The following is a 23,367-nucleotide window of genomic DNA, read 5'->3' on the forward strand; positions in this document are numbered from 1 at the left end:
AATCACTTTGTAAATGTCCATTTACAATACGGCTTTAATGTAAATAGAGTGTGAATACATCGTAAATTTTGAGAATTCGGCAGATACAAAGCCGCTCACCCGCCCCCTCTCTCATCGCAACCCGGCGAACGGACAAAAAAAGCCGCGCTAGCGCGGCTCGCCACAAGATCAATGCGTTCAATGTCCAGCCGGCAAACTCAGTTTCACGCACAAACCGCCCTGAGGCCGGTTGTTCAGTTTGAGATCGCCGCCATGGTCGCGCGCAATCGCCCGCGCGATGGCCAGGCCCAGGCCGCTGCCCCCGGTATGGCGCGCCCTGGAATCCTCCAAGCGGACATAAGGCTCCATCACCCGTTCCAGCTCCGCCTCGGCGATGCCCGGCCCCTGGTCCTGAATCCGCACTTCCACCCAGTCTCCCCGCTGCCGCAGGCTGACCTCGATCCCCGCGCCGCCGTAACGGCGCGCGTTCTCCAGCAGATTGCCCAGGCAACGGCGCAAGGCGCCGACCTTGCCGGCGACCGGCGCCACCGCTTCGCTGTGCAGTTGGATGTCGGCGCCGAAAGCCTCCATATCCTCCACCACGCTTTCCAGCAAAGCGTTGAGATTCAGCTTCACCACCTGCTCGCTGCCGCAGCCGCCGCGCAGATAGGTCAGCGAGTCGTTGATCAATTGGTCCATTTCCAGCAGGTCGCGCTCTATCGCCTGCTTTTCCGACGACTCGGCCAGCCCTTCCAGGCGCAGACGGATACGGGTGATGGGCAAACGCAGATCGTGCGACACGCCGGCCAGCATCTGATTGCGGGTTTTCAGCAGGCGCTGCAGCTCGGTCTGCATCCGATTGAAGGTTCGGGCGGCTTCCGCCACTTCTTCGGAGCCGGTTTCCGGCAAGGGCGCCTGATTAAGATTGCTGGCCAGGCCTCGGGCCGCCTGCGCGAACAGGCCCAGCGGCCGGATCAGCTGCCGCACCGCCCAGGCGCCCAGAATAGCGGCGGTCAAGGCCACCAGCAGCAGCCAGGCCAGGATGCGGATGGGCTGATCGGCCAGCGAAATGGGCCGCGAGGCGTTGAAGGTCAATACCGTGCCGTCGCTCAGCCTGGCCTGCACCGTGGCCAGATGGGTCTTGAATTCGGCCAGCGGGCCCAGGGCGGTCAGTTCTTCGCCGACGATGGAGCCGGCAAGGCCGGCGTCCCGCGTGGGCGTGAAATTTTTCATCCCCAGCCCGCCCACCCTATCGATCAAGGCCGCGCGGCCGCCTGCCGACGAGTCCTGCTGCTTGGACAACACCTGCAGCTGATAAGGCTTGATCAGGTCGCGCTTGATCAATTGCTGAAACGAGCGGCCATGCCGGCTCAGCGTATTTTCTGGCTGCTCCCAGAACCGGTCCATGCGCACCAGCAGCGTGGGCTGGTTCAGGGCGGAAATCACCTGTTCCCGATATTTGCTTGGACACTCGTCCAATAGATTGACGATGTCGGCGATGTGCTGCGCGGTGTATTGCACGCGCAAGGAATTGCTCAAGCGGTCGCGGTCGCTGAGAATGAAATAAATGCCCAAGGCGTTGGCCAGCAGCAAGCCCCCCACCAGCGTCAGCGAAATCTGGCCATACAATGTGCGCGGCAACCACCTCATCGCAAGGCTTCCACCTCGCAGGCCAGCATATAGCCGCCGCTGCGTATAGTCTTGAGCAGCACGGGCTCGCGCGCGTCCTCGCCCAGCCGGCGGCGCACCCGCCCTATCATCACGTCGACGGTGCGGTCGAACGGTCCGGCCTCCTTGCCGTTCATCGCCTCCATCAGTTGATCGCGCGACATCACCGCGTTGGCGTTTTCCGCCAAGGCCTGCAGCAGTTTGAATTCGCCGCCGGACAGCGGAGTGACCACCCCGGCCTCGTCCAGCAGATGCTGGGCGTTCAGGTCCAGCGTCCAGCCGGCGAAACGCAGCCGGCGCACGCTGGCCGCGTTCGCCGGCTGATCCGACACCCGGCGCAAAATGCTCTTGATCCGCGCCAGCAGCTCGCGCGGGCTGAACGGCTTGGTCAGATAATCGTCGGCCCCCATTTCCAGGCCGATGATGCGGTCCAGTTCGTCGCCGCGCGCGGTCAGCATCAGGATGGGCATGCAGGAGCGCTCGCGCAGATTGCGGCACAGGGTCAGGCCATCCTCGCCCGGCAACATCAGGTCCAGAATCAACATATTGTAGTTCTGCGCGGCAATCGCCTGATGCATGGCCTGGCCGTCGCCGACGGCGTCGACGGCGAAACCCTGCTTGCCCAGGTAGTCGCGCAGCAGGTCGCGCAGGTCGGGGTCGTCATCCACCACCAGCAATCTTGGCACTTCGACAGTCATAACAGCTCACCTCCATTGCGGCTTTATTATAAGACCCGCTAACCCAAGCCCTGACCCTGCCTTGCGCCTCCTGGCCGTACGACTTGTACTGCCTGCGTCGGCGCGCCTTGGCTCAGCTTCTCTGCGAGGTTTGGTTAGCGGCTCTAAGGATACCGCGCCCGCCCGCCAGGCTGAGGGAGAAATCGTGGCCAAATGAGAGAGGTTTACAGAAGGTTTACAAAAAACCGGCCACGCGCATCGCGCATGGCCGGTTTCCCTTGCCCGCCGGAGCCCTGCTCCGGCGCGAACTTATGCGTCCGCCTCAATCGTTGGGGTTCTGATCGCGCGTCTTGTGCAGCGAATACAGCACCCCCGCCAGCAACAGACCCAGCGTCGCCGCCAAGGACCAGGCGGTGGGGATCTTGAACGTCACCCAGCCCACGTCGTTGAAGAACACCAGACCCACTTTGACGCCTATCATCACCAATACCAGCGACAAGGCGTACTTCAGATAATGGAAGCGATGCACCATCGCCGCCAGCGCGAAGTACAGCGCGCGCAGGCCCAGGATCGCGAAGATGTTGGAGGTGTAGACCAGGAACGGGTCCTGGGTGATGGCGAAGATGGCCGGTATGCTGTCCACCGCAAACACCAGGTCGGCGCTCTCCACCATGATCAGCGCCAACAGCAGCGGCGTCGCCCACCAGCCGCGAGCCAAGCCATGCGCCTCGCCGCGCACCAGAAACTGTTTGCCGTGCAAGTCCGGCGTCAGCCGCAGGTGGCCGCGCAGCCATTGGTACATGCGGTTTTCCTGGATGGGCGCGTGCTCGTCGTCGGAAAACAGCATCTTGATCCCGGTTGCGATCAGGAACAGGCCGAACAAAACCAGCACCCACTGGAACTGCGCCACCAGCGCCGCGCCCAGGCCTATCATCAAGGCCCGCATCACGATCACGCCGAGAATGCCCCAGAACAGCACCCGGTGCTGGTACAAGCGCGGCACCGCCAGGCTGGAGAAGATCAGCGACATCACGAAGACGTTGTCCATGGACAGCGACTTCTCCACCACATAGCCGGTCAGGTACTGCATGCCGGCGTCCGCGCCCTGATACCACCAGATCCAGCCACCGAAAGCCAGGCCGACGCCGATGTAGAAAGCCGACAGCATCAGGCTTTCCTTGACCCCGATCTCCTTTTCCTCTTTGTGCAGCACGCCCAGATCGAAAGCCAGCAGAGCCAGCACGATCGCCATGAACATCAACCACACCCACAAGGGGTAGCCGGCGAAGCCGGCGCTCAACCATTCCATAAGCATTCCTTTAGGCAATAGAAAGGCCCCGGGCCGAGCGAGCCGCCCCGGGGCCTGAATTCACATCAGCCGCCTCCGCTGCCGCGGAGGCGGATCAAAGCTTAACGACCGTGTTCCAGCGCGCCGATGCGCTCCTCGATGCTGGGATGGCTGGAGAACAGCGCCATCAGGCCGCCGCGCCCGCCGGAGATGCCGGAGGCCGCCATATTCTGCGGCAGGTCGCCGGCGGCGACGCCGCCGAGACGGCGCAAGGCGTTGACCATGGGACGCGCGCCGCCCAGCAGGGTGGCCGCGCCGGCGTCGGCGCGGAATTCGCGCTGACGCGAGAAATACATCACGATGGCGGAGGCCAGGATGCCGAACACGATCTCACAGACGATCACAGTGACCATATAGCCAATGCCCGGGCCACTGGATTCTTCGTCGTTGCGGCGCAAAAAGTTGTCCACCAGATAGCCGACCACGCGCGCCAGGAAGAACACGAAGGTGTTGACCACGCCCTGGATCAGCGTCAGCGTCACCATGTCGCCGTTCTGGATGTGGGCGACTTCGTGCGCCAGCACCGCTTCCACTTCTTCTTCCGTCATCGAGGCCAGCAGGCCGGTGGACACCGCCACCAGCGAGTTGGATTTGCTCGGGCCGGTGGCGAAGGCGTTGGGCTCGCCCTCGTACACCGCCACTTCCGGCATCGGCAGATTGGCGCGGCTGGCCAGCTTCTGCACGGTGTGCACCAGCCAGCGTTCGGTGTCGTTGCTCGGGGTTTCGATCACGCGCGCGCCGGTGCTCCACTTGGCCATGGTCTTGGACAGCATCAGCGAGATGAAGGCGCCGCCGAAACCCATCACCGCGGCGAAGCCCAGCAGCGTGCCCAGGTTCAGGCTGTTGCCCGTCATGAAGCGGTTCAGCCCCAACAAGCTGGCCACAATGCTCAGCACCACCATCACGGCGATGTTGGTGGCGATTAATAGGATGACTCGTTTCATGGTGTTGGCCCTTGCGTTGAATTCGACGGCATTCCGAGGAACGCCCGACACAGTGCATTCTAGACGCTGCGTCCCTCGGAAAAAATCAAATATAATCAGAAAATACATCAAGTTTTTTCGAACCATTATGTCCGAACGGATCAACTTCAAGCATCTGCATTACTTCTGGGCGGTCGCCCACGCCGGCGGCGTCACCCGCGCGGCGGAACAATTGGGCGTCAGCGCTCAAACCGTCAGCGGCCAGATTTCGCGGCTGGAACAGAGCCTGGAGCGAACCTTGTTCCGACAACAGGGACGCCAGCTGGTTCTGACCGAGGCCGGCCATGTGACGCTGCGCTACGCCGATCAGATCTTCATGCTGGGCGAGGAATTGCAGGAAACGCTGGAAGACGCGCAGCTGGACAAGACCATTCGCCTGGCGGCGGGCATCTCGGACGTGCTGCCCAAGGCCATCGCGCTCAAGCTGCTGGAACCGGCGCTGCGGCTGGACGCCAAGGTCAGGCTACAATGCGGCGAGGGCGATTTCGACGAGTTGCTGGCCGACCTGACCCGCCACCGGCTGGACGTGGTGCTGGCGGACCGGCCGATGGCGGCCGGCGGATCGCAGCCTTTTCAATCCTGGCTGCTGATGCGCTGCCCGGTGATGATAGCCGGCGCGGCCGAACTGTGGCGGCGCTACGCCGAAGGCTTCCCCGCCAGCCTGAACCAGGCGCCCATACTCTTGCCCAGCCGCCACCATGTGCTGCGCAGCCAGTTGGACCAGTGGTTCGAGGAGCGCCGGATCAAGCCGGACATCGTCGCGGAGTTCGACGACGGCGCCTTGCTGGACGCCTTCGGCCGTCAAGGCTTCGGCCTGTTTCCCAGCACGGCGCCCAGCGCCGGCGACGCGAACGCGCCGCAGGCGCTGGGCGAGGTCGACGGGGTCTGGGAGCATTATTACGCCATCGCCAACCGCCGCCGGATGCAGCACCCGGGCGTGCAGGCCATGTTGCAAGCCGCCATCGACGCCGCGCTCTGAAAACAAAAAACCCCGGACAAGTCCGGGGTTTGGCGACGCGCGGCGAACTCACTCGCCCAGATAGGCGTTGCGCACGCGCTCGTCGTTGAGCAGATCCTTGGCCTGGCCGCTCATGGTGATGCGGCCGCTTTCCATCACATAGCCGCGCTGCGACACCTCCAGCGCCAGCTTGGCGTTCTGCTCCACCAGCAGCATGGTCACGCCTTCCTTGGCCACCATCTGGATGATCTCGAAGATCTTCTCCACGATGATGGGCGCCAGGCCCATGGACGGTTCGTCCAGCAGCAGCAGCTTGGGCTTGGACAGCATGGCGCGGCCCATGGCCACCATCTGCTGTTCGCCGCCGGACAAGGTGCCGGCCAGTTGCTTCTGCCGCTCCTTCAGGCGCGGGAACAACTCGTACACCCGCTCGGCTTCGCTCAGGATCGCGGCCTTGTCGTCGCGATAATAAGCGCCCATCAGCAGGTTCTCTTCCACCGTCAGCTTGGCGAACACCCCGCGGCCCTCCGGCACCATGGCCAGGCCGTGGCGCACGAAGTTGTGCGGCGCGATGGTGGAAATGTCCTTGCCGTCGTAGTGAATGCTGCCGCCGGATTTTTTCACCATGCCCACCAGGGTTTTCAGCGTGGTGGTCTTGCCGGCGCCGTTGGCGCCGATCAGGGTCACCAACTCGCCCTGCTCGATGTGAAAATCGACGCCCTTGACCGCCTGAATGCCGCCATAGGCCACTTGCAGGTCTTTGACTTCCAAAATGCTCATGCGTGTGCCGCTCCCAGGTAGGCCTCAATCACTTTCGGGTTCTTGCGCACCTCTTCGGGAACGCCTTCGGCAATCTTCTTGCCGTAGTCCAGCACCGCGATGCGGTCGCACAAGCCCATCATCAGTTTGACGTCGTGCTCGATCAGCAGCACGGTCACGCCTCCGGCGCGGATTTTGGACATCAGGGTCTTCAGTTCCTCGGTCTCGCGCGGGTTCATGCCGGCGGCCGGCTCGTCCAGCGCCAGCAGCTTGGGCTCGGTGGCCAGCGCGCGCGCGATTTCCAGTCGGCGCTGATGGCCGTAGGACAGGTTGCGGGCGCGCTCATGCGCCACATCGGCGATGCCCACGTATTCCAGCAGTTCCCAGGCCTTGTCGGTGATCGCCCTTTCTTCTGCCATGGTGCGTCTGTCGCGCAGCACCGCGCCCAAGGCGCCGGCCTTGGAGCGAATGTGACGCCCCACCATCACGTTTTCCAAGGCCGTCATTTCGGCGAACAGACGGATGTTCTGAAAGGTGCGGGCGATGCCGGCGGCCACCACCACGTGCGGCTTCTGTTGGAACAGATTGTGGCCGTCGAACTCGAACGCGCCTTCGTCCGGCACGTACAAGCCGGTCAACACGTTGAACAGCGTGGTCTTGCCCGCGCCGTTGGGGCCAATCAGGCCGTAAATCTCGCCCTTGTTGATGGTCAGCGCCACGTTGTTGAGCGCGTGCAGGCCGCCAAAGCGTTTATGGATGCCTTCTATCTTCAGCAAAACTTCAGCCATGGCTCAACCTTTCTGCCCTGCGGCTTCTCTATCGTCACGGAACTCGGCTTTACGGCGCTTGGACGGCCACATGCCCTCCGGCCGCACCAGCATCATCACCACCATCGCCAAGCCGAACAACAGCATGCGGGCGTTTTCCGGATCGATCAGCATTTTGCCGAAGGTTTTCATCTGCAGCGGGCCTATCACTTCGCGCAGGATCTCCGGCGCAATGGTCAGCACCACGGCGCCGAGAATCACGCCCGGGATGTGACCCATGCCGCCCAGCACGATCATCGCCAGAATCATGATGGATTCCAGCAAGCTGAACGATTCCGGCGACACGAAGCCCTGGAAGGACGCGAACAGGCCGCCGGCCACGCCGCCGGACAAGGCGCCCAAGGCGAAGGCCAGCAACTTGATGTTGCGGATGTTGATGCCCATCGCCGCGGCGGCGATGTCGTCTTCGCGCAGGGCCACCCAGGCGCGGCCGATGCGCGAATGCTGCAGGCGCCAGGCCATGATCACCACGCCCACGGTCAGGGCCAGGAACAGATAGTAGTAGAGATAAACGCTGTGGAAGCTCAGGCCGAACAGCTCCATCGTCTCGCCCAGCGATACGCCGCCCACCTTGATCGGATCGATCAGGTTGATGCCCTGCGGACCGTTGGTGATGTTGACCGGGGTGTTCAGGTTGTTCATGAAGATGCGCACGATCTCCCCGAAGCCCAGCGTCACGATGGCCAGATAGTCGCCCTTGAGCCGCAATACCGGCGTGCCCAGCAAGATGCCGCAGAAAGCCGCCAGCACCGCGCCCAAGGGGATGGTGATGTAGAACGGCAGATGCAGGCCGAAATGCGGCGAGCCCAGCAAGGCGAAGGTGTAGGCGCCCACCGCGTAGAAGGCGATGAAGCCCAAGTCCAGCAAGCCGGCGAAGCCCACCACGATGTTGAGGCCCAACGCCAGCATCACGTAGAGCAAGGCGAAGTCGACGATGCGGACCCAGGAGTTGCCCAGCAGGCCGCCCACCAGGAAAGGCAGTACCGCCATCGCCACCGCGGACAGCACGAACAGGCCGACTTTCTTGCCGGTGTCCATCTTGTTGATATTGAGTGCCATGGTCATGATATGTCGTCTCCAGGATCAGGCACGGTCGGCCATCTTTTCGCCCAGCAGGCCGGACGGACGGAAAATCAGCACCATGATCAACACCATGAAGGCGATGATGTCCTGATAGTTGGAGCCGAGGAAGCCGCCGGTCAGCGTGCCGATATAGCCGGCGCCCAGGCTTTCGATGATGCCCAGCAGCAAGCCGCCGGCCACCGCGCCGCCCAGATTGCCGATGCCGCCCAGCACCGCGGCGGTGAAGGCCTTCAGACCAATCATGAAGCCCATATAGTAATGAGCTTGCTCGTAGTTGGTGGCCACCATCACGCCGGCCACCGCGCCCAGGCTGGAGCCGATGACGAAGGTGGCGGAAATGATGGTGTTGACGTTGACGCCCATCAGGCCGGCCACCGCCGGGTTCTGACTGGTGGCGCGCATCGCGCGGCCCAGCTTGGTGCGCTCCACCATCAGCAGCAGGCCGGCCATGATCACCAGACACAGCACGATGATGGTGATCTGCAGCTTGGTGATGCTGGCGCCGAAGAAGGACACCACGTCGTGGTCCAGGATTTGCGGGAAGGGAATGTAGTTGCGGCCCCAGATCAGGATGGCCACCTGCTGCAGCACGATGGACAGGCCGATCGCGGTGATCAGCGGCGCCAGTCTTTGCTTGCCGCGCAGCGGACGGTAAGCGATGCGCTCTACGGTGAAGCCCAGCAGCATGCAGGCCGCAATCGCCACCAGCAATCCGATCAGCACCAGGGCGGGACCGGGCAGGCCGGAACCGGACAAGGCGTTGACGACGGAGATGGTGACCATGGCGCCGAACATCACCACTTCGCCGTGGGCGAAGTTGATGAGCCCCATGATCCCGTACACCATGGTGTAGCCCAATGCGATCAACGCATAAATGCTACCCAGAACGAGACCGTTCAGGATTTGTTGCAGAAAAATGTCCACGTTGGGAGATCTCCTTTGTATTGACGACCGGCAGCTTGCGGGGTTTCCCCTCTTATTGGCTGCTGCCTGTTCTTGAGTGCCCGGACGAGCCTTGATTATTTGGATTCTGTCAGACAGGCGAACGGATTATGTAGGCGGATTCCAGCGACTGTCAATCTTAAAGATTGGTTAAAACGGCACCAAATCAAGCCCATTTAAAAACAATACAACACATTGTTTTTCATGTGTTTTTTCAAAAAACAAGACGAAACCGGCCAAAGAAATTTTGAATTTCTCCGGATAAAGGAAAACCCTGGGCCAGCAGGTCGTTTTTCAGATTTTGATCATGCTTCGGCGCAAAATATGTTCGCTTTCGAAAAGACACCCATCAAAGAATTCGCATTACAACATTCGCTCGCTTTCGCGATTCGAATGGATACAATCTCCCAAAATAAGGCCCCAAGTCGACAAAAATTGCATGTCGCGGCGCATCAAACATCAAGCAAGAACAGGGCCATCGCCTACAGCGCCCATCCGACATTCCGGCCTCCGCGCTTTTATGGCTGAAACATAGCCCATTCAGTCCGTCTTGGCTGCAACTGTCTAAGACGCCGCCCAAGCTCTCGCCCTTGCTCGCGATCCCTGGAGCCGGTCTGAACAAGCGTCCATCCCCTCCCCCGTCGTGGCCCAGCGCCTGAGTAGACGACGGAAAGCCCCTGAGGCTCCGACCAATTAGATCGAAACAAGCAACAATTTATTGCGATTTAGATGGTTTATTCCCATTAAGCGCGCGTTTTATAGTGAGCGTCGAAATCCAGCCTACTCACCGCCGGCGATAGAAGCCGGACCATATGGAGAATGAATCGATGTTCCGCCAAACCCTGATCGCTGGCGCCCTGACCCTGGCGGCAACGGCCGCCGTCGCCGCGCCGCTGAAACTGTCCATCTACAACGCCGACGGCAATAGCTTCAATGTCAGCTCGGTCCTGGTCAGCGGCGAGAAAGACGCCATCCTGATCGACACCGGCTTCACCCGCGCCGACGCCCACCGCATCGCCGCCAAGGTGCTGGACAGCGGCAAGCAACTGAAAACCATCTATATCAGCCAGGCCGATCCCGACTACTACTTCGGCGCCGCCGAACTGAAGAAGATCTTCCCTCAGGCCCAAGTGCTCAGCAACGGCCCGACCCTGGCCAAGATCAAGGCCAATATCCAGGGCAAGCTCGCTTACTGGGGCCCGCAAATGGGCGTCAACGCGCCCAGCGCGCCGCTGCTGCCCGAAGCGCTGAAAGGCGAACGTCTGGAACTGGAAGGCAAGGCGCTGGAAATCAAGAGCGCGCGCGGCGTGCTGGCGCACCGCGGCTATGTGTGGATTCCGTCCCTGCGCGCGATTGTCGGCAATGTCGGCGTCACCGCGCCCAGCATGCACGTCTGGACCGCGGACACCCAGAGCCCGGCCGAACGCCAGGCCTGGATCAAGCAGCTGGACGAAATGGAAGCGCTGCAACCGGAAATCGTAGTCCCCGGCCACATGCAGGCGGGCGACAAAACCGATCTGAGCGCCGTGCGCTTCACCCGCCGGTACTTGCAGCAGTTCGAACTGAATCTGGCCAAATCGGCCAATAGCGCCCAGTTGATCCAGGCGATGAAGCAAGCCTTCCCGCAAGCGGGCGAAGACATGTCGCTGGAGATCGGCGCCAAGGTCAATAAGGGCGAGATGAAATGGTAAGCGCCTCCACGATCCGGCTGCACTACTTTTACGATCCGCTGTGCGGCTGGTGCTACGGCGCTTCGCCGCTGCTGCTGGCGGCCGCGGCGCGGCCGGAAGTCGAACTGGCGCTGCACGGCGGCGGCATGCTCAGCGCGCCGCACAACCGCCGCGTGAACCTGGAGTGGCGCGGCTACGTGATGCCGCACGATCACCGAATCGCCGCCCTCAGCGGCCAGCCCTTCGGCGACGCCTACTTCGACGGCTTGCTGCGCAGCGAGGCGCGTTTGGACTCGACGCCGCCCATCGCCGCCGTCCTGGCCGCGCCGGAACTGGGCATTGCGCCGCAGACCATGCTGGCCCGCGTGCAAGCCGCTCATTACCTGCACGGGCTTGAGATCGCCGACGTCGCGGTGCTCGCCCGGCTAGCGGCCGAATTGGGCGTGTCCGCCGACCGCTTCGCCGACGCCTACGCCGGCGGTCTGGCGCGCAGCGTCGAGCATATAGACCACAGCCGCCGGCTGATGACCCGCCTGGGCTTGCGCGGCTTCCCGTCCGCGGCGCTGGAAGTGGACGGCCGCTTCCAAGCCCTGGATCTGGGCTCCTATCTGGGCAAGCCGGACATGTTCAGCCAGCACCTGGCGCAACTCGGTGCCGCCACCCTCTCAGGCTCGGCCGAGCTGCCGCCGATGTGCGGGCTGGACGGCTGCTAAGCGCCTGTTCAAAGCCGCGCGCAGGGGCGCGACCTGGTGAAAGCAAGCGCTGAAAAAGCGGCCTTGCTCATGGGACGCATGAGCATTCCGAATGCGGCACGCACCGAGTCGCGCCCTAGGCCGCGCAGCCTACCGTGAACGGCTGCCAAGGCGCCGCCCCCCGCCCTCCCCGCCAACGGCGGCCACATCTGGACATGGCCGCCGTTCGTCTTCTCCGCCTGCGCGGCGCTTGATGACAAACAAATTCTCGGACGTTACAGTATTCGGACACATCAAAACAAATCCACTGTCTACAGCCATTGGCTGAATTAAGGGGAACCCGTCCGGATGAAAACCTTAGGCACCCCACTGTCCTTCGCCCTGCTCGCGCTCTGCGCCGCGGCGAACGCCGCGCAAGACCCGTATCTGTGGCTGGAGGAGATTCAAGGCAAGGAAGCGCTGGCCTGGGTCGGCCGCCAAAACGAAAACACGCGCCAGGACCTCGGCCGGCAAACCGACTACCCGGCGCTGCGCCGCGAACTGCTGACCATCCTGGACTCCAACGACCGCATCCCCTCCGTGGAGAAGATAGGCGGGCTCTACTACAACTTCTGGCGCGACAAAGACCACCCGCGCGGACTGTGGCGACGCGCGACGCTGGACGAATACCGCAAGGCCGCACCGCAATGGGAAACCGTGCTGGACCTGGACCGCTTGGCCAAGGACGAGGGGGAAAACTGGGTGTGGCAAGGGGCCGACTGCCTGCGCCCCGATCAGGAACGCTGTCTGCTGCGCTTAAGCCGCGGCGGCGGCGACGCCGCGGTGGTGCGTGAATTCGACCCGGCCGCCAAGGCCTTCGTCAAGGACGGCTTCCAACTGCCCGAAGCGAAGAGCGAAGTCAGCTGGCAGGACCGCGACACCCTTTATGTGATGAGCGACTTCGGCCCCGGGTCGCTGACCGACTCCGGCTATCCCCGCATCGTCAAGACCTGGCGCCGCGGCCAGCCGCTGGCCGAAGCGCAAACCGTGTTCGAAGGCCAGCAGGCCGACGTCGCCGTGCACGCGGCCAGGATAGACGCCCAAGGCCGCCGCTACGACCTGATCACGCGCGCGCCCACTTTCTTCAGCACCGAGGCGCGGCTGCTGGTGGATGGAAAATGGCGCAAGCTGGACAAGCCCGACCATGTCGGCGTCGATTTCTTCGGCGACTGGCTGCTGTTGACGCCCAAGCAAGACTGGACCGCTGGCGGCAAGACCTGGCGCGGCGGCTCCTTGCTAGCCATCAAGGCCGACGCCTACCTGGCCGGCGAACGCGGCTTCAGCCCTCTGTTCGAGCCCAGCGCCGCCGTCTCGCTGGCGGAGCAGACGTCCACTCGCGACAGCTTGCTGCTGACCATGCTGGACAATGTCGGCAGTCGCTTAATGGAATGGAAGGTCGTGGACGGCCAATGGCGGTCGCGCCCGGTGGCCACGCCCAGCTTCGGCAGCATCAGCGTGCGCGCGGTCGATCCCGACCGCGACAACCGCTACTTCTACAGCTTCACCGATTTTCTGACGCCGCCGACGCTGGCCCTGGCCGAGACCGGCAGCGATGAGCGCCGGACGCTGAAACAGCAGCCCGGCTTTTTCGACGCCGGCCCCTACCGCATCCAACAGTGGTTCGCCGCCTCTCGCGACGGCACCCGCGTGCCCTATTTCCTGGTCAGCCGCAAAGACATCAAGCTGGACGGCTCCAACCCCACGCTCTTGTACGGTTACGGCGGCTTCGAAGTGTCGCTGACCCCGCGCTACAACGGCGCGCTGGGCAAGGCCTGGCTGGAACGCGGCGGCGTCTACGCGCTGGCCAATATCCGCGGCGGCGGCGAGTATGGTCCGGCCTGGCACGAGGCGGCGCGCAAACAGCTGCGCCAGAACGCCTACGACGACTTCGCCGCCATCGCGGAAGACCTGGCCAAACGCGGCGTGGCCGACGCCCGTCATCTGGGCATCAAGGGCGGCAGCAACGGCGGCCTGTTGATGGGGGTGATGCTGACCCAGCGTCCGGAGCTGTTCAACGCCGTGGTCTGCCAGGTGCCGCTGCTGGATATGCGCCGCTTCAACCGCTTATTGGCCGGCGCCAGCTGGATGGACGAGTACGGCAACCCCGATTTACCGGAAGACTGGGCTTATATCCGCCGTTACTCGCCCTATCAGAACCTGAAAGCGGACGCGCGTTACCCGGCCACCCTGTTCATGACCTCGACGCTGGACGACAGGGTTCATCCCGGCCACGCCCGCAAAATGTTCGCGGCCATGCAGGCGATGGGCGCCCCGGTGCAGTATTTCGAGCGCACCGAGGGCGGGCACGGCGCCGCCGCCAACCATCAACAGGAAGCCGATATCGCGGCCATGGAATACGCCTTCCTGTTGCGCCAACTGCGCTGACCCGCCCGGCCCGGCGGAACAGATGCGGGCATCAAAACAAACCGCCTGCGGCCGAAACGGCGGCAGGCGGTTTTGCATGGGACGCGGACCGTTCAATCATCGCCGGACTCGACCCAGCTGGGGCTGCGCTTGGCGATGAAGGCGCTGACGCCCTCGATCTGCTCCGCGCTGCCCATCAGCTGGCGCACCGCGGCGCGCTCGCGCTCCAGATGCTGAGCCAGCGTCAGATTGCCGCTCTCCTCGATCAGCCTACGCGCGGCGGCCACCGCGCCCGGCGCTTGGTTCGCCACTTTGTTGGCCAGGCTGATCGCCACGATCTTAGCGAAGCCCTGGTCCACCACTTCCTCGATCAGCCCAATGGTCAGGGCCTTCTCCGCCGTCACCACTTCGCCGCCCAGAATAATGCGCTTGGCCCAGGAAACGCCCACCTTGTCCGCCAGCGTCTTGGTGCCGCCCGCCGCCGGGATGATGCCCACCTTGGCTTCCGGCAGCCCGAGCTTGGCTCCTCGCTCGGCCACCATGTAATCACAGCCCAACGCCAATTCCAGACCGCCGCCCAGGGCGTAGCCGTTGATCGCGGCCACCGTGACGCCGCGGTACTGCTGCAAACTGCGCAAAGCGCCGGCGAAGGCGTCGAACACCTTGTCCGCCTCGGCCGCGTCGCCGGACGCGAATTGCTTCAAATCGGCGCCGGCGGAAAAAAACGCGTCGCCCGCCCCGGTCAACACCACCGAACGCACAGCCGGATCCGCATCCAGCGACCGCATCGTCGTAGCCAGCTCATTCAGGCTCTCCGTAGTCAGCAAATTCGCCGGCGCGTTTTTGAGAGTCACGATCGCTGACTGGCCCAGCCGCTCAAGTGTCAGATACTTGGCCATATTTTCCTCACTCTATCCCCATGGATTACATCGCTAATGCATATGTTTTGACCAGGTCGAGCGCCTGGATCCTCAGCGGGGGACCCATTGCGCATAGGTCCGAAGCCAAAGCAGCATTCTCATTGCAAACTGACCTTTTGACCAGTAGTCGGCCAGCTAGACCATCATTTTTTTTATAACTTTCTTTAAGGAGATGCCAAGTAAAATTTTGATAAAGGCAATAAATGCCAAAAGCAAATATGACCGCCGCGCGCGCAAGCGCGAGCCGCCACTCTGTTACCATAGAGCTTTCTGAGACAGGTTGCGGCATGATTGAAACGAGCGGGTGGATATTGTTTCTGGCGGGCTTGCTGGGCGGCGGCCACTGCATGGGCATGTGCGGCGGCATCGTCGCCGCGCTGACGCTGAATCTGCCCCCCGAGACCAGCCGCTGGCGCATCATGCTGGCCTACAATCTGGGACGCGTCGGCAGCTACGCGCTGATAGGCGCGCTGCTGGGCGGCCTGGCCGCCACCGGCCTCGCCCTGCTGGACATCCGCGGCCTGCAACTGGCGCTGGCGCTGTTGGCCAACCTGATGCTGGTGGCCATGGGCCTGTACCTGGCCGGCCTGTCCGGCGCGGTCAATCTGATCGAACGGCTGGGCGCGCCGATCTGGCGGCGCTTGCAGCCGCTGCTGGGCCCCCTGCTGCCGGTCCGCTCGCCGCAAGCCGCGCTGCTGGCCGGCATGGTCTGGGGCTGGCTGCCCTGCGGCCTGGTTTACAGCGCCTCACTGTCGGCACTGGCCACCGGCAGCGCGTCCGGCGGCGCGCTGGCCATGCTCGCCTTCGGGCTCGGCACCTTGCCCAATCTCCTGCTGATGGGCGCTTTCGCCGACAGCTTGCGCCGCTGGATGCAACAACGACCAGTCCGCCTGACGGCGGGACTGGTCGTTGCGGGCATCGGCGCCTGGCAGTTGCTGCGGGCGCTTATTTGAACGATTTCAAAATGGTGTCCACATTGTAACGGAACATCGCCAAATAGCTGGGCGCCGGACCGGACGGGCCGGACAGCGCGTCGGCGTACAACTTGCCGCCTATCGCCACCTTGGCCTCGCGCGCCAGCTGCTCCAACAGACGCTTGTCGGTCATGTTCTCCATGAATACCGCCGCCACTTTTTCCTGCCGCACTTGGCGCACCAGCCGCGCCACCGCCTTGGCCGACGCCTCGGACTCGGTGCTGACGCCCTGGATGGCCAGCACTTGCAGCTGGTAACGCTCGCCCAGATAAGCGAAGGCGTCGTGCGAGGTCAGCATCTTGCGCTTGGCCGCGGGCACGGCGGCGAAGGCCTTGGCCGCCCAGGCGTCCATCTCCTTCACCTTGGCCGCGTAGTCGGCGGCGCGGCGCGCGTACTCCGGCTTGCCGGCCGGGTCCGCCTGGCTCAGGCCGGCCTCGATATTGCGGATATAGGTCAGCACGCGCTTGGGGTCGTGCCAGGCGTGCGGATCGACGGCCCCGTGGTCATGCCCGGCATGGCCGTGGTCGTGCCCGTGGTGATCCTCGTCTTCCGCTTCGCGGGTCTTGATGCCCTTGCCCGCCTCCACTTGCACGCCCTTGAAATGAGCGGCCTTGCTCAGCCGCACCATCCAGCCTTCCATGCCCAGGCCATTGGTGACCAGCAGCTTGGCGGCGGCCACTTTCTTGACGTCGGCCGGCGACGGCTGGAACACGTGGGCGTCCTGATCCGGCCCCACCAGCGAGGAGACTTCGACGCGATCGCCGCCGATCTCGCGCGTCATATCGGCGACGATGCTGAAGCTGGCGACCACCGGCAGCTTGGCCCAGGCGGACAAGGGCAGGCCCAGCAACAGCAGGGCCATGATTGATTTCTTCATCGGCGACTTCCTTATCAAGGGTTCAGGATTCCAGATGCCGGGCGCGGATGTAGCGCGGCAAAGCCCCGCCCACCGGCGCCAACAGCAGCGACAGCAGATAGACCAGGCCCGCCAGCAGAATGATGGCCGGCCCGGAAGGCAGTTCGAAGTGATAGGACAGCAAGAGGCCGCCCAGGCCGGCCAGGAAGGCAATGGCCACCGACAGCCCGAGCAGGGCCTCGATGCGCTCGGTCCACAAGCGGGCGGTGATCGCCGGCAACATCATCAGGCCCACCGCCATCAGGGTGCCCAGCGCCTGGAAACCGGCCACCAGGTTCAGCACAACCAGCATCAGGAACAGCATGTGCCACAGGCCGCCGCGCGCGCCCACGGCGCGCAGATAGACCGGGTCCAGGCTTTCCAGCAGCAAGGGGCGGTAGATCAAGGCCAGCGCCAACAGGGTGAAGGAAGCGACGCCGGCCACCAGGTACAGCGCCGCGTCGTCCACCGCCAGCACCGAGCCGAACAGGATGTGCATCAAGTCCACATTGCTGCCGCCGCGCGACACCAGCAAGACGCCGATGGACAAAGACAGCAGGTAGAAGGCGGCGAAGCTGGCGTCTTCCTTGATGCTGGTGAAACGCGTGGCCAGGCCGGCCAGCAAGGCCACCAGCACGCCGGCGAAGAAACCGCCCAAGCTCATCGCCGGCAGACTGAGACCGGCCATCATGAAACCCACCGCGGCGCCGGGCAGCACTGCGTGGCTCATTGCGTCGCCCATCAGGCTCATGCGCCGCATCACCAGGAACAGGCCGATGGGGCCGCTGCCCAAGGCCAGGGCCAGGCAGCCCACCAGCGCCCGGCGCATGAAGGCGAATTCGGCGAACGGCGCCACCAGTAAATCGTATAAGTGCAGCATCAGGCTTGCGCTCCATCCACTTCGCAGACCGCGGCCTGGGATTGCCAATGCGCGGCGGTGTCCACCGCGCGTTTCAGATTGGCGTCGCACAGCACCTCGGCGGTATCGCCCCAGGCCACCACTTCGCGCGCCAATAACAAGGTATGCGGGAAATACGCGCGCACCTGCTCATAATCATGCAATACCGCCACCACGGTGCGGCCTTCCTCGCGCCAATGGCGCACCAGCTCCAACAGATCGTAAGTGGTCTTGGCGTCCACCGCGTTGAACGGTTCGTCCAACAGGATCAGCCGCGCGTCCTGCACCAGGATGCGGGCGAACAGCACGCGCTGGAACTGGCCGCTGGACAGCGCCGAGATCGGCCTCAGCGCGAAGTCGGCCAGCCCCACCTGCTCCAAGGCCAGCAAGGCCTGGTCGCGGCCGCGGCGGCTGACGCCGCCGAACACGCCGGTGTCGTGCCACAGCCCGGTGCACACCAGGTCCAGCACGCTGACCGGCAAGGAGCGGTCGATCTCCGATTGCTGCGGCAGATAGGCGATGTCCCGCCGCCGGAAGCCGCCCAACTGCACCGAGCCGGAGTCCGGCTTCAACGCGCCTATCATGGCCTTGAGCAAGGTGCTCTTACCGGCGCCGTTGGGGCCGAAGATGGCGGTGGCGTCGCCGGCGGCGAAACAACCGCTGACATGGTGCACCGCCGGATGGCGCTGATAGGAAACCGTCAGGTTCTGCAGACTGACGCTCATGCCGCCTCCCGCAAAGCCCAGATCACCAAGAACCAGAGCACCGCCAACGCGGCGCCGGCCAGGCCCAGCCGCTGCCAGGCCGACAGCGCCAGCAGGCTGAACGGCGCTTTGAAATTGTCCGGCGTCAGATGCCGGTGCGCGTGTGTGTGTTGATGTTTGGGCGTCATTCGAAGCACCTCTGCAAGGTGTTCTCGATCGCGGCGGCGTCGAAATCCTCGGCGATCAGTTCGAAGCGGCTATCGCGTCTCCAGGACACCTGAGCCGCGCCCCACTGTCCGGCCGCCCAGTTCAGCCACACCCAGCTGTCCAGCACTTTGAACACGCCCTTGGCGCGCACCAGGCCCGGCACCAAGGCGGGCAGCTCATCGAAGAAACGGGTCAGCCGCTCGCCGTCGAAAGCCTGCTCCGGCTCGAAAGTCCAGCCCATGGAACGCCATTGCGTGGCGGCGTCGTCCGGCACCGCCGGCCGGTAACGCGGCTTGGGCGCGGCGGCGGCGTCCAGCCAGGCCGGATCCAGCTCGCCGTTGCGCACCTCGCCCACCAAGGACTTGGGCGGGAACAAGGCCGCCGCCTGCCGACGGAAAGCCTCCATCGTCGGCACGTCGGCGGTGTCTATCTTGTTGGCCACCAGCACGTCGGCGATGGAAATCTGGTCGCGGTACAGCGGCTGGCGATGATAGTCCGGCTGAATGAACTGGCGCGGGTCCACCAGGGTGAGCACCGCGCCCACCTCCAGCGCCTCGCCCAAGGGCTTGGCGCGCAGCTCGTCGATGACGCCGGCCGCGTGCGCCAGGCCGCTGGCCTCGATCAGCAGACGGTCCGGGCGTTCGCGGCGCAGCAAGGTCGCCACCGTGGCGGTCATCTGCGGTCCGGCCACGCAGCACAGGCAGCCGCCGGCGATTTCCGCCACCGCCAGCTCGTCCTGGCTCAGCGCCGCGCCGTCGATGCCGACCTCGCCGAACTCGTTGACGATGATCGCCCACTTTTCATGCGCGGGACGACGATCGATCAAATGGCGCAACGCCGTGGTCTTGCCCACCCCGAGAAAGCCGGTGAACAAATTGACTATGGTTTTTTTCATGGATCAGGGAATTCTTGGATTCAGGCGCTGCAAGACTGGCAACGGCCGGTCAGCACCAGGTTTTGCGGACACAGGGAAAAAGCCACCGCTTGCGCGGCTTGGCGCAGCGCGCTCAAGGCCGGCGCGGCGTCGATCTCCTGCACCTGGCCGCAATCGCCGCAGACCAGGATCAGCCCTTCGTGCTGGCATTCGAAATGATCGCAGACGATGAAGCCGTTCAAGGCGTCCACCTTGTGCAGCAGACCGTGCTCCACCAGGAAATCCAGCGCGCGGTAGACGGTGGGCGGCGCGGCGGCGCCGCGCTCTTGCTGCAAGTCCGCCAGAACCTGGTAAGCCTTGACCACCCCGCTGTAACGCAGCACCAACTCCAGCACCTGACGGCGCAATGCGGTCAGTTTGCTGCCGCGCCGTTCGCAATGCCGCTCCGCCGCGGCCAGATAGGCTTGATGGTCCATGCAGGACACCCGCTTGTTTAATCAGGACGCAATGTTACTGTATAACATATCGAATTCACAAGGATTAATCATTCATCGGTTTATCATGGCCGTCGGTCGTGGTAGCTTTGTGCTCCAGAATGTCCATGATAGGCTTATGGCTTATCCCTCATCGCTCATATAAGGAAATAACATGAAAACACTGATGATGGCCGTGGTGGCCGCCGTATTCGCCGGGCAGGCTTTCGCCGCCGATCCCATCGCGCAGCGCCAGGATGTTTTCAAGCAATACAAGCCGGTTGTAGGCGGCATGGGCAAGATGGTGAAGGGTGAAACCCCTTACAACAAAGACGAGTTCGCCAAACTCGCCGGCGAACTGGAAGCCCTGTCCCAAAAACCGTGGCAGCACTTCCCGGCCGGCAGCACCGCCGGCAAGACCGACGCCAAGCCGGAAATCTGGAGCAAGCCCGCCGAATGGCAAAAAGCCATCGACAACCACAAGGCCGCCACCGCCAAACTGAAGCAAGTGGCCGCCGCCGGCGATCTGGGCGCAATCAAGGTGCAGTTCGGCGCCACCCAGAAAACCTGTAAGGCCTGTCACGACGCCTTCCGCAAGGACTGAGCCCCGTCGCGTCGCGACCCCAGCAGCCCGCCCGCCAGCGGGCTGTTTGCTTGCCCACCCCCAGCCAGACCCCACCCCCGAAGACCCCGGAATGAAAAAACTGCTGACCGTATTGCTGTTGAGCGCCGTCGCGGCGCCGCTGGCGCTGGCCGACACGCCGGCCGAAACACGCACCAAGTCCTTCAAGAAAATATTGCTAGCCTTCGAGCCCATGGGCGCGGTGGTGCGCGGCCGGGATCCGTACCGGAAGGACGCCTTCATCCGTCAGGCCGACGCCTTGCAACAGATCGCCGCCGAGCCCTTCAATCACTTCCCCGCCAACAGCATCAGCGGCAAGAGCCGCGCCAAACCGGAAATCTGGAGCCAGCCCGCCAAGTTTCAGGCCAACAAGGACGTGTTCCTGAAATCGGTCGCCGATCTGGGACAGAGCGCCCGCGGCGGCGAACTCGCCGCCATCAAGAAAAGCTACGGCGCGGTGGCGCAAAGCTGCAAAGCCTGTCACGACGCTTTCCGCGGCCCGGAGAAATAAGCGACGCCCATGAAAAAAGGGCGGATGCCCGCCCTTTTCGCCCCGCTGACGCCGCGGTCCGCCGCTTACAAACGCGTCAACAGCACGTAGATGCCGCCGCTGGACACCAGCAGGGCCACCAGCGCGATGATGGCGGGCGCGAACGCCAAACGCGGCACATCGCCGGCGATGGCCTTGTTGCCGGTGATCATCGCCTTGACCAGATTGTTCTTCTTGAACACCCGGTAAGCGATGATGGCCAGCAAGTGCAGACCGACCAGGCCCAGAATCACATTGAAAAAGCTCTTGTGAAACGAGGTCGCGGCTTCGGCCATGTCGCCGCTCAGCAGCTTGGCCAACGGGCCGTCGTACAGATAGCTGTCGACGTCGGCGGCGAACAGGCCGGTGCTCACCTGGGCCAGCAAGGCCAGCAACATCGCCAGCACCATCAGGCCGCCCAGCGGATTGTGACCCGGCTGCTCGTTCTCGCTCAGCTCGCCGCGCAGATAGCGGACAATGTTGCGCGGCCCCTTGATGAAGTTGCTGAAACGCGCGGTCTGGCTGCCGATCACGCCCCAGATCAAACGAAACAGCAACAGGCTGGCAAGACAGGAGCCGAACCAGATATGGTATTGCAGCCAATCGCCGCCCTGCTCGCCGCTATACCACATGCAGCCGAACAGAATCACCAGCGTCCAGTGAAACAAGCGAGTGGGAACATCCCACACTTTTACCATTTGCGTCATTGCGCTTTCACTCCTTGAATCCAAAACTCGCCCGCTCAGGCGCACCCGAATTAATGCATTGCAACATGATGATACCGTGCCGGCGGGACAAACCCTAAGCCAAATGGGGTTTTGTCCGGATTCTACCGACAAAAAGGGGGCAAAAACCACCGGTTTTCGGTTAATATCCTTGATTGGGCTCGCCTGGCGAGTCCGGCTACGCCGCCCGCCAACGGGCGGCCTAACTTTTTGCGGCGGCGCGTTCATTCCGCCATTGCCGCGCATCACCCTGTTGTTGGAGACCCGATAAATGAACCATGCCCCCCTGATTCAGGATCTGCAGGCCCGCGGCCTGATTGCGCAAACCACGGACGCCGTTGCGCTGGAAGAACTTCTGAGCAAGGAGCAGGTAACCCTTTATTGCGGCTTCGATCCCACCGCCGACAGCCTGCACCTGGGCCACCTGGTGCCGGTGCTGATGTTGCGTCGCTTCCAACAGGCCGGCCATCGCCCGGTGGCGCTGGTGGGCGGCGCCACCGGCATGATAGGCGATCCCAGCTTCAAGGCCGCCGAGCGCAAGCTGAACACCCCGGACGTGATCCAGAGCTGGGTGGAGAAGATCCGCGGCCAAGTCGAACCCTTCCTCAGCTTCGAAGGCGACAACGCCGCGCTGATGGCCAATAACTACGACTGGTTCGGCCAAATGAACACGCTGGATTTCCTGCGCGACATCGGCAAGCATTTCTCGGTCAACGCGATGATCAAGAAGGAATCGGTGCAGCAGCGCCTCAACCGCGAAGACCAGGGCATTTCCTTCACCGAGTTCTCCTACAGCCTGTTGCAAGGCTATGACTTCTCCGAGCTGAACCGTCGCTTCGGCTGCAAGCTGCAGATCGGCGGCTCCGACCAGTGGGGCAACATCACCGCCGGCATCGACCTCACCCGCCGCCTGCAACAGCAACAGGTCTTCGGCTTGACCGTGCCCCTGGTGACCAAGTCCGACGGCACCAAGTTCGGCAAGACCGAATCCGGCGCCATCTGGCTGGACGCCAAGAAGACCTCGCCTTACGCCTTCTACCAGTTCTGGCTGGGCACCGCCGACGCCGACGTGTACAAATTCCTGCGCTACTTCACCTTCCTGTCGCTGGAAGAAATCGCCGCGCTTGAGGCCGCCGACCAGGCGCGTGACGGCAAGCCGGAAGCCCAGCGCATCCTGGGCGAGCAGATGACAACCATGGTGCACGGCGCGGCCGCCCTGGAGGCGGCGCAGCGCATCACCCAAAGCCTGTTCAACAACGATCTGAGCAGCCTCACCGCCGACGACTTCGCCCAACTGGCGCAAGACGGCCTGCCCAGCATCCAGCTGGAACGCGACGCCGACAGCCTGATCGACGCGCTGGCCGCCGGCGGCCTGGCCAAATCCAAGAGCGAGGCGCGCACCTTCATCCAGAGCGGCGCGGTCAGCGTCAACGGCGACAAGGCCGACAGCCTGGAGCAGCGCTTCGGCGACGCCGAACGCCTGTTTGGCCGCTACACCCTACTCAAGCGCGGCAAGAAGAATTACGCGCTGGTGGAATGGCGCTGAGCGCAACGCGC

At 63.5% G+C, this 23,367-nt stretch carries 25 protein-coding genes; 9 read left to right on the forward strand and 16 right to left on the reverse strand.

Translation table 11 applies throughout. The features are described 5' to 3' along the window. Positions 1-177: 177 nt before the first annotated feature. From JC616_RS16555 to htpX, 4 genes are all read right to left on the reverse strand, one after another. Positions 178-1,629, reverse strand: coding sequence for an ATP-binding protein (locus tag JC616_RS16555; RefSeq protein ID WP_107798619.1), 1,452 nt, complete (start codon positions 1,627-1,629; stop codon positions 178-180). Then, positions 1,626-2,345, reverse strand: coding sequence for a response regulator (locus JC616_RS16560; protein WP_107798618.1), 720 nt, complete (start codon positions 2,343-2,345; stop codon positions 1,626-1,628). The genes JC616_RS16555 and JC616_RS16560 overlap by 4 nt, the downstream gene beginning before the upstream one ends. 301 nt (positions 2,346-2,646) lie before the next feature. After that, the gene (locus JC616_RS16565; RefSeq protein WP_107732454.1) at positions 2,647-3,633 is read right to left on the reverse strand and encodes a TerC family protein; all 987 of its coding nucleotides are present in this window, start codon (positions 3,631-3,633) and stop codon (positions 2,647-2,649) included. A 101-nt stretch (positions 3,634-3,734) separates the two neighbouring features. Then, positions 3,735-4,616, reverse strand: a complete 882-nt coding sequence (gene htpX, locus JC616_RS16570) for a protease HtpX (protein WP_227104316.1) — start codon at positions 4,614-4,616, stop codon at positions 3,735-3,737. A 127-nt stretch (positions 4,617-4,743) separates the two neighbouring features. Between htpX and JC616_RS16575 the strand changes: the two genes are divergently transcribed. Further along, the gene (locus tag JC616_RS16575) at positions 4,744-5,634 is read left to right on the forward strand and encodes a LysR family transcriptional regulator (protein ID WP_227104318.1); all 891 of its coding nucleotides are present in this window, start codon (positions 4,744-4,746) and stop codon (positions 5,632-5,634) included. A gap of 48 nt (positions 5,635-5,682) precedes the next feature. On the opposite strand, the gene JC616_RS16580 is transcribed toward JC616_RS16575, so the two are convergent. From JC616_RS16580 to JC616_RS16595, 4 genes are read right to left on the reverse strand one after another with little or no spacing between them, the layout of a single operon-like run. Beyond that, positions 5,683-6,393, reverse strand: a complete 711-nt coding sequence (locus JC616_RS16580; protein ID WP_227104321.1) for an ABC transporter ATP-binding protein — start codon at positions 6,391-6,393, stop codon at positions 5,683-5,685. Continuing rightward, positions 6,390-7,160 carry an ABC transporter ATP-binding protein gene (locus tag JC616_RS16585; RefSeq protein WP_227104323.1) on the reverse strand — a complete coding sequence of 257 codons (771 nt, stop codon included), beginning with the start codon at positions 7,158-7,160 and terminating at the stop codon, positions 6,390-6,392. Before JC616_RS16585 ends, JC616_RS16580 begins: the two co-directional genes overlap by 4 nt. 3 nt (positions 7,161-7,163) lie before the next feature. Beyond that, positions 7,164-8,264 (reverse strand): ABC transporter permease subunit, encoded by a 1,101-nt coding sequence (locus JC616_RS16590; RefSeq protein WP_107798613.1) that lies wholly within the window; start codon positions 8,262-8,264, stop codon positions 7,164-7,166. An 18-nt stretch (positions 8,265-8,282) separates the two neighbouring features. Next, a complete protein-coding gene (locus tag JC616_RS16595; RefSeq protein WP_107798612.1) occupies positions 8,283-9,206 on the reverse strand; it encodes a branched-chain amino acid ABC transporter permease in 924 nt (307 codons plus the stop codon). 222 nt (positions 9,207-9,428) lie between these two features. Here JC616_RS16595 and JC616_RS16600 point away from each other — a divergent pair, with 222 nt between their 5' ends. The 4 genes from JC616_RS16600 to JC616_RS16615 all read left to right on the forward strand — a co-directional run bounded on the left by JC616_RS16600 (position 9,429) and on the right by JC616_RS16615 (position 14,010). Beyond that, positions 9,429-9,752 carry a hypothetical protein gene (locus JC616_RS16600; protein ID WP_227104324.1) on the forward strand — a complete coding sequence of 108 codons (324 nt, stop codon included), beginning with the start codon at positions 9,429-9,431 and terminating at the stop codon, positions 9,750-9,752. 299 nt (positions 9,753-10,051) lie between these two features. Continuing rightward, the gene (locus tag JC616_RS16605; RefSeq protein ID WP_227104326.1) at positions 10,052-10,915 is read left to right on the forward strand and encodes an MBL fold metallo-hydrolase; all 864 of its coding nucleotides are present in this window, start codon (positions 10,052-10,054) and stop codon (positions 10,913-10,915) included. Beyond that, positions 10,909-11,607: a DsbA family protein gene (locus JC616_RS16610; protein WP_107798610.1), complete on the forward strand. Its 699-nt coding sequence runs from the start codon at positions 10,909-10,911 to the stop codon at positions 11,605-11,607. Before JC616_RS16605 ends, JC616_RS16610 begins: the two co-directional genes overlap by 7 nt. A 327-nt stretch (positions 11,608-11,934) precedes the next feature. Beyond that, on the forward strand, positions 11,935-14,010 hold the full coding sequence (locus JC616_RS16615; protein ID WP_227104328.1) for a prolyl oligopeptidase family serine peptidase: 2,076 nt from the start codon (positions 11,935-11,937) through the stop codon (positions 14,008-14,010). Between the two features lie 92 nt (positions 14,011-14,102). Here JC616_RS16615 and JC616_RS16620 read toward each other — a convergent pair whose 3' ends face one another. Further along, the gene (locus JC616_RS16620) at positions 14,103-14,888 is read right to left on the reverse strand and encodes an enoyl-CoA hydratase (protein WP_107798608.1); all 786 of its coding nucleotides are present in this window, start codon (positions 14,886-14,888) and stop codon (positions 14,103-14,105) included. A 308-nt stretch (positions 14,889-15,196) separates the two neighbouring features. Between JC616_RS16620 and JC616_RS16625 the strand changes: the two genes are divergently transcribed. Further along, a complete protein-coding gene (locus JC616_RS16625; RefSeq protein ID WP_227104330.1) occupies positions 15,197-15,862 on the forward strand; it encodes a sulfite exporter TauE/SafE family protein in 666 nt (221 codons plus the stop codon). Here JC616_RS16625 and JC616_RS16630 read toward each other — a convergent pair. The 6 genes from JC616_RS16630 to JC616_RS16655 are packed head-to-tail and all read right to left on the reverse strand — an operon-like array spanning position 15,855 to position 19,937. Further along, complete coding sequence (locus JC616_RS16630; protein ID WP_107798606.1) at positions 15,855-16,760, reverse strand: metal ABC transporter solute-binding protein, Zn/Mn family; 906 nt, start codon at positions 16,758-16,760, stop codon at positions 15,855-15,857. The genes JC616_RS16625 and JC616_RS16630 overlap by 8 nt on opposite strands. 22 nt (positions 16,761-16,782) lie before the next feature. Then, entirely contained in the window at positions 16,783-17,655 is an 873-nt protein-coding gene (locus tag JC616_RS16635) for a metal ABC transporter permease (RefSeq protein WP_199225997.1), read from the reverse strand. A 2-nt stretch (positions 17,656-17,657) separates the two neighbouring features. Next, positions 17,658-18,401 carry a metal ABC transporter ATP-binding protein gene (locus tag JC616_RS16640; protein ID WP_227104332.1) on the reverse strand — a complete coding sequence of 248 codons (744 nt, stop codon included), beginning with the start codon at positions 18,399-18,401 and terminating at the stop codon, positions 17,658-17,660. Next, positions 18,398-18,568 carry a hypothetical protein gene (locus JC616_RS16645; protein ID WP_227104334.1) on the reverse strand — a complete coding sequence of 57 codons (171 nt, stop codon included), beginning with the start codon at positions 18,566-18,568 and terminating at the stop codon, positions 18,398-18,400. The genes JC616_RS16640 and JC616_RS16645 overlap by 4 nt, the downstream gene beginning before the upstream one ends. Further along, positions 18,565-19,482, reverse strand: a complete 918-nt coding sequence (locus tag JC616_RS16650) for a CobW family GTP-binding protein (RefSeq protein ID WP_227104336.1) — start codon at positions 19,480-19,482, stop codon at positions 18,565-18,567. The genes JC616_RS16645 and JC616_RS16650 overlap by 4 nt, the downstream gene beginning before the upstream one ends. A gap of 20 nt (positions 19,483-19,502) precedes the next feature. Next, entirely contained in the window at positions 19,503-19,937 is a 435-nt protein-coding gene (locus JC616_RS16655) for a Fur family transcriptional regulator (RefSeq protein ID WP_019101166.1), read from the reverse strand. Positions 19,938-20,109: 172 nt separating this feature from the next. Between JC616_RS16655 and JC616_RS16660 the strand changes: the two genes are divergently transcribed. Both JC616_RS16660 and JC616_RS16665 read left to right on the forward strand, forming a co-directional pair. Next, positions 20,110-20,538 carry a c-type cytochrome gene (locus JC616_RS16660; RefSeq protein WP_107798602.1) on the forward strand — a complete coding sequence of 143 codons (429 nt, stop codon included), beginning with the start codon at positions 20,110-20,112 and terminating at the stop codon, positions 20,536-20,538. Between the two features lie 91 nt (positions 20,539-20,629). Then, complete coding sequence (locus JC616_RS16665) at positions 20,630-21,067, forward strand: c-type cytochrome (protein ID WP_227104337.1); 438 nt, start codon at positions 20,630-20,632, stop codon at positions 21,065-21,067. Positions 21,068-21,132: 65 nt separating this feature from the next. Here the strand turns inward: JC616_RS16665 and JC616_RS16670 are convergent, their stop codons facing one another. Beyond that, positions 21,133-21,792 carry a cytochrome b/b6 domain-containing protein gene (locus JC616_RS16670; protein ID WP_107798600.1) on the reverse strand — a complete coding sequence of 220 codons (660 nt, stop codon included), beginning with the start codon at positions 21,790-21,792 and terminating at the stop codon, positions 21,133-21,135. Between the two features lie 289 nt (positions 21,793-22,081). Between JC616_RS16670 and tyrS the strand changes: the two genes are divergently transcribed. Then, entirely contained in the window at positions 22,082-23,356 is a 1,275-nt protein-coding gene (tyrS, locus tag JC616_RS16675; protein ID WP_107798599.1) for a tyrosine--tRNA ligase, read from the forward strand. The last annotated feature ends 11 nt before the right edge of the window (positions 23,357-23,367 follow it).

The sequence above is a fragment of the Chromobacterium rhizoryzae genome, from assembly GCF_020544465.1.
In the GTDB taxonomy this organism is placed as follows: domain Bacteria; phylum Pseudomonadota; class Gammaproteobacteria; order Burkholderiales; family Chromobacteriaceae; genus Chromobacterium.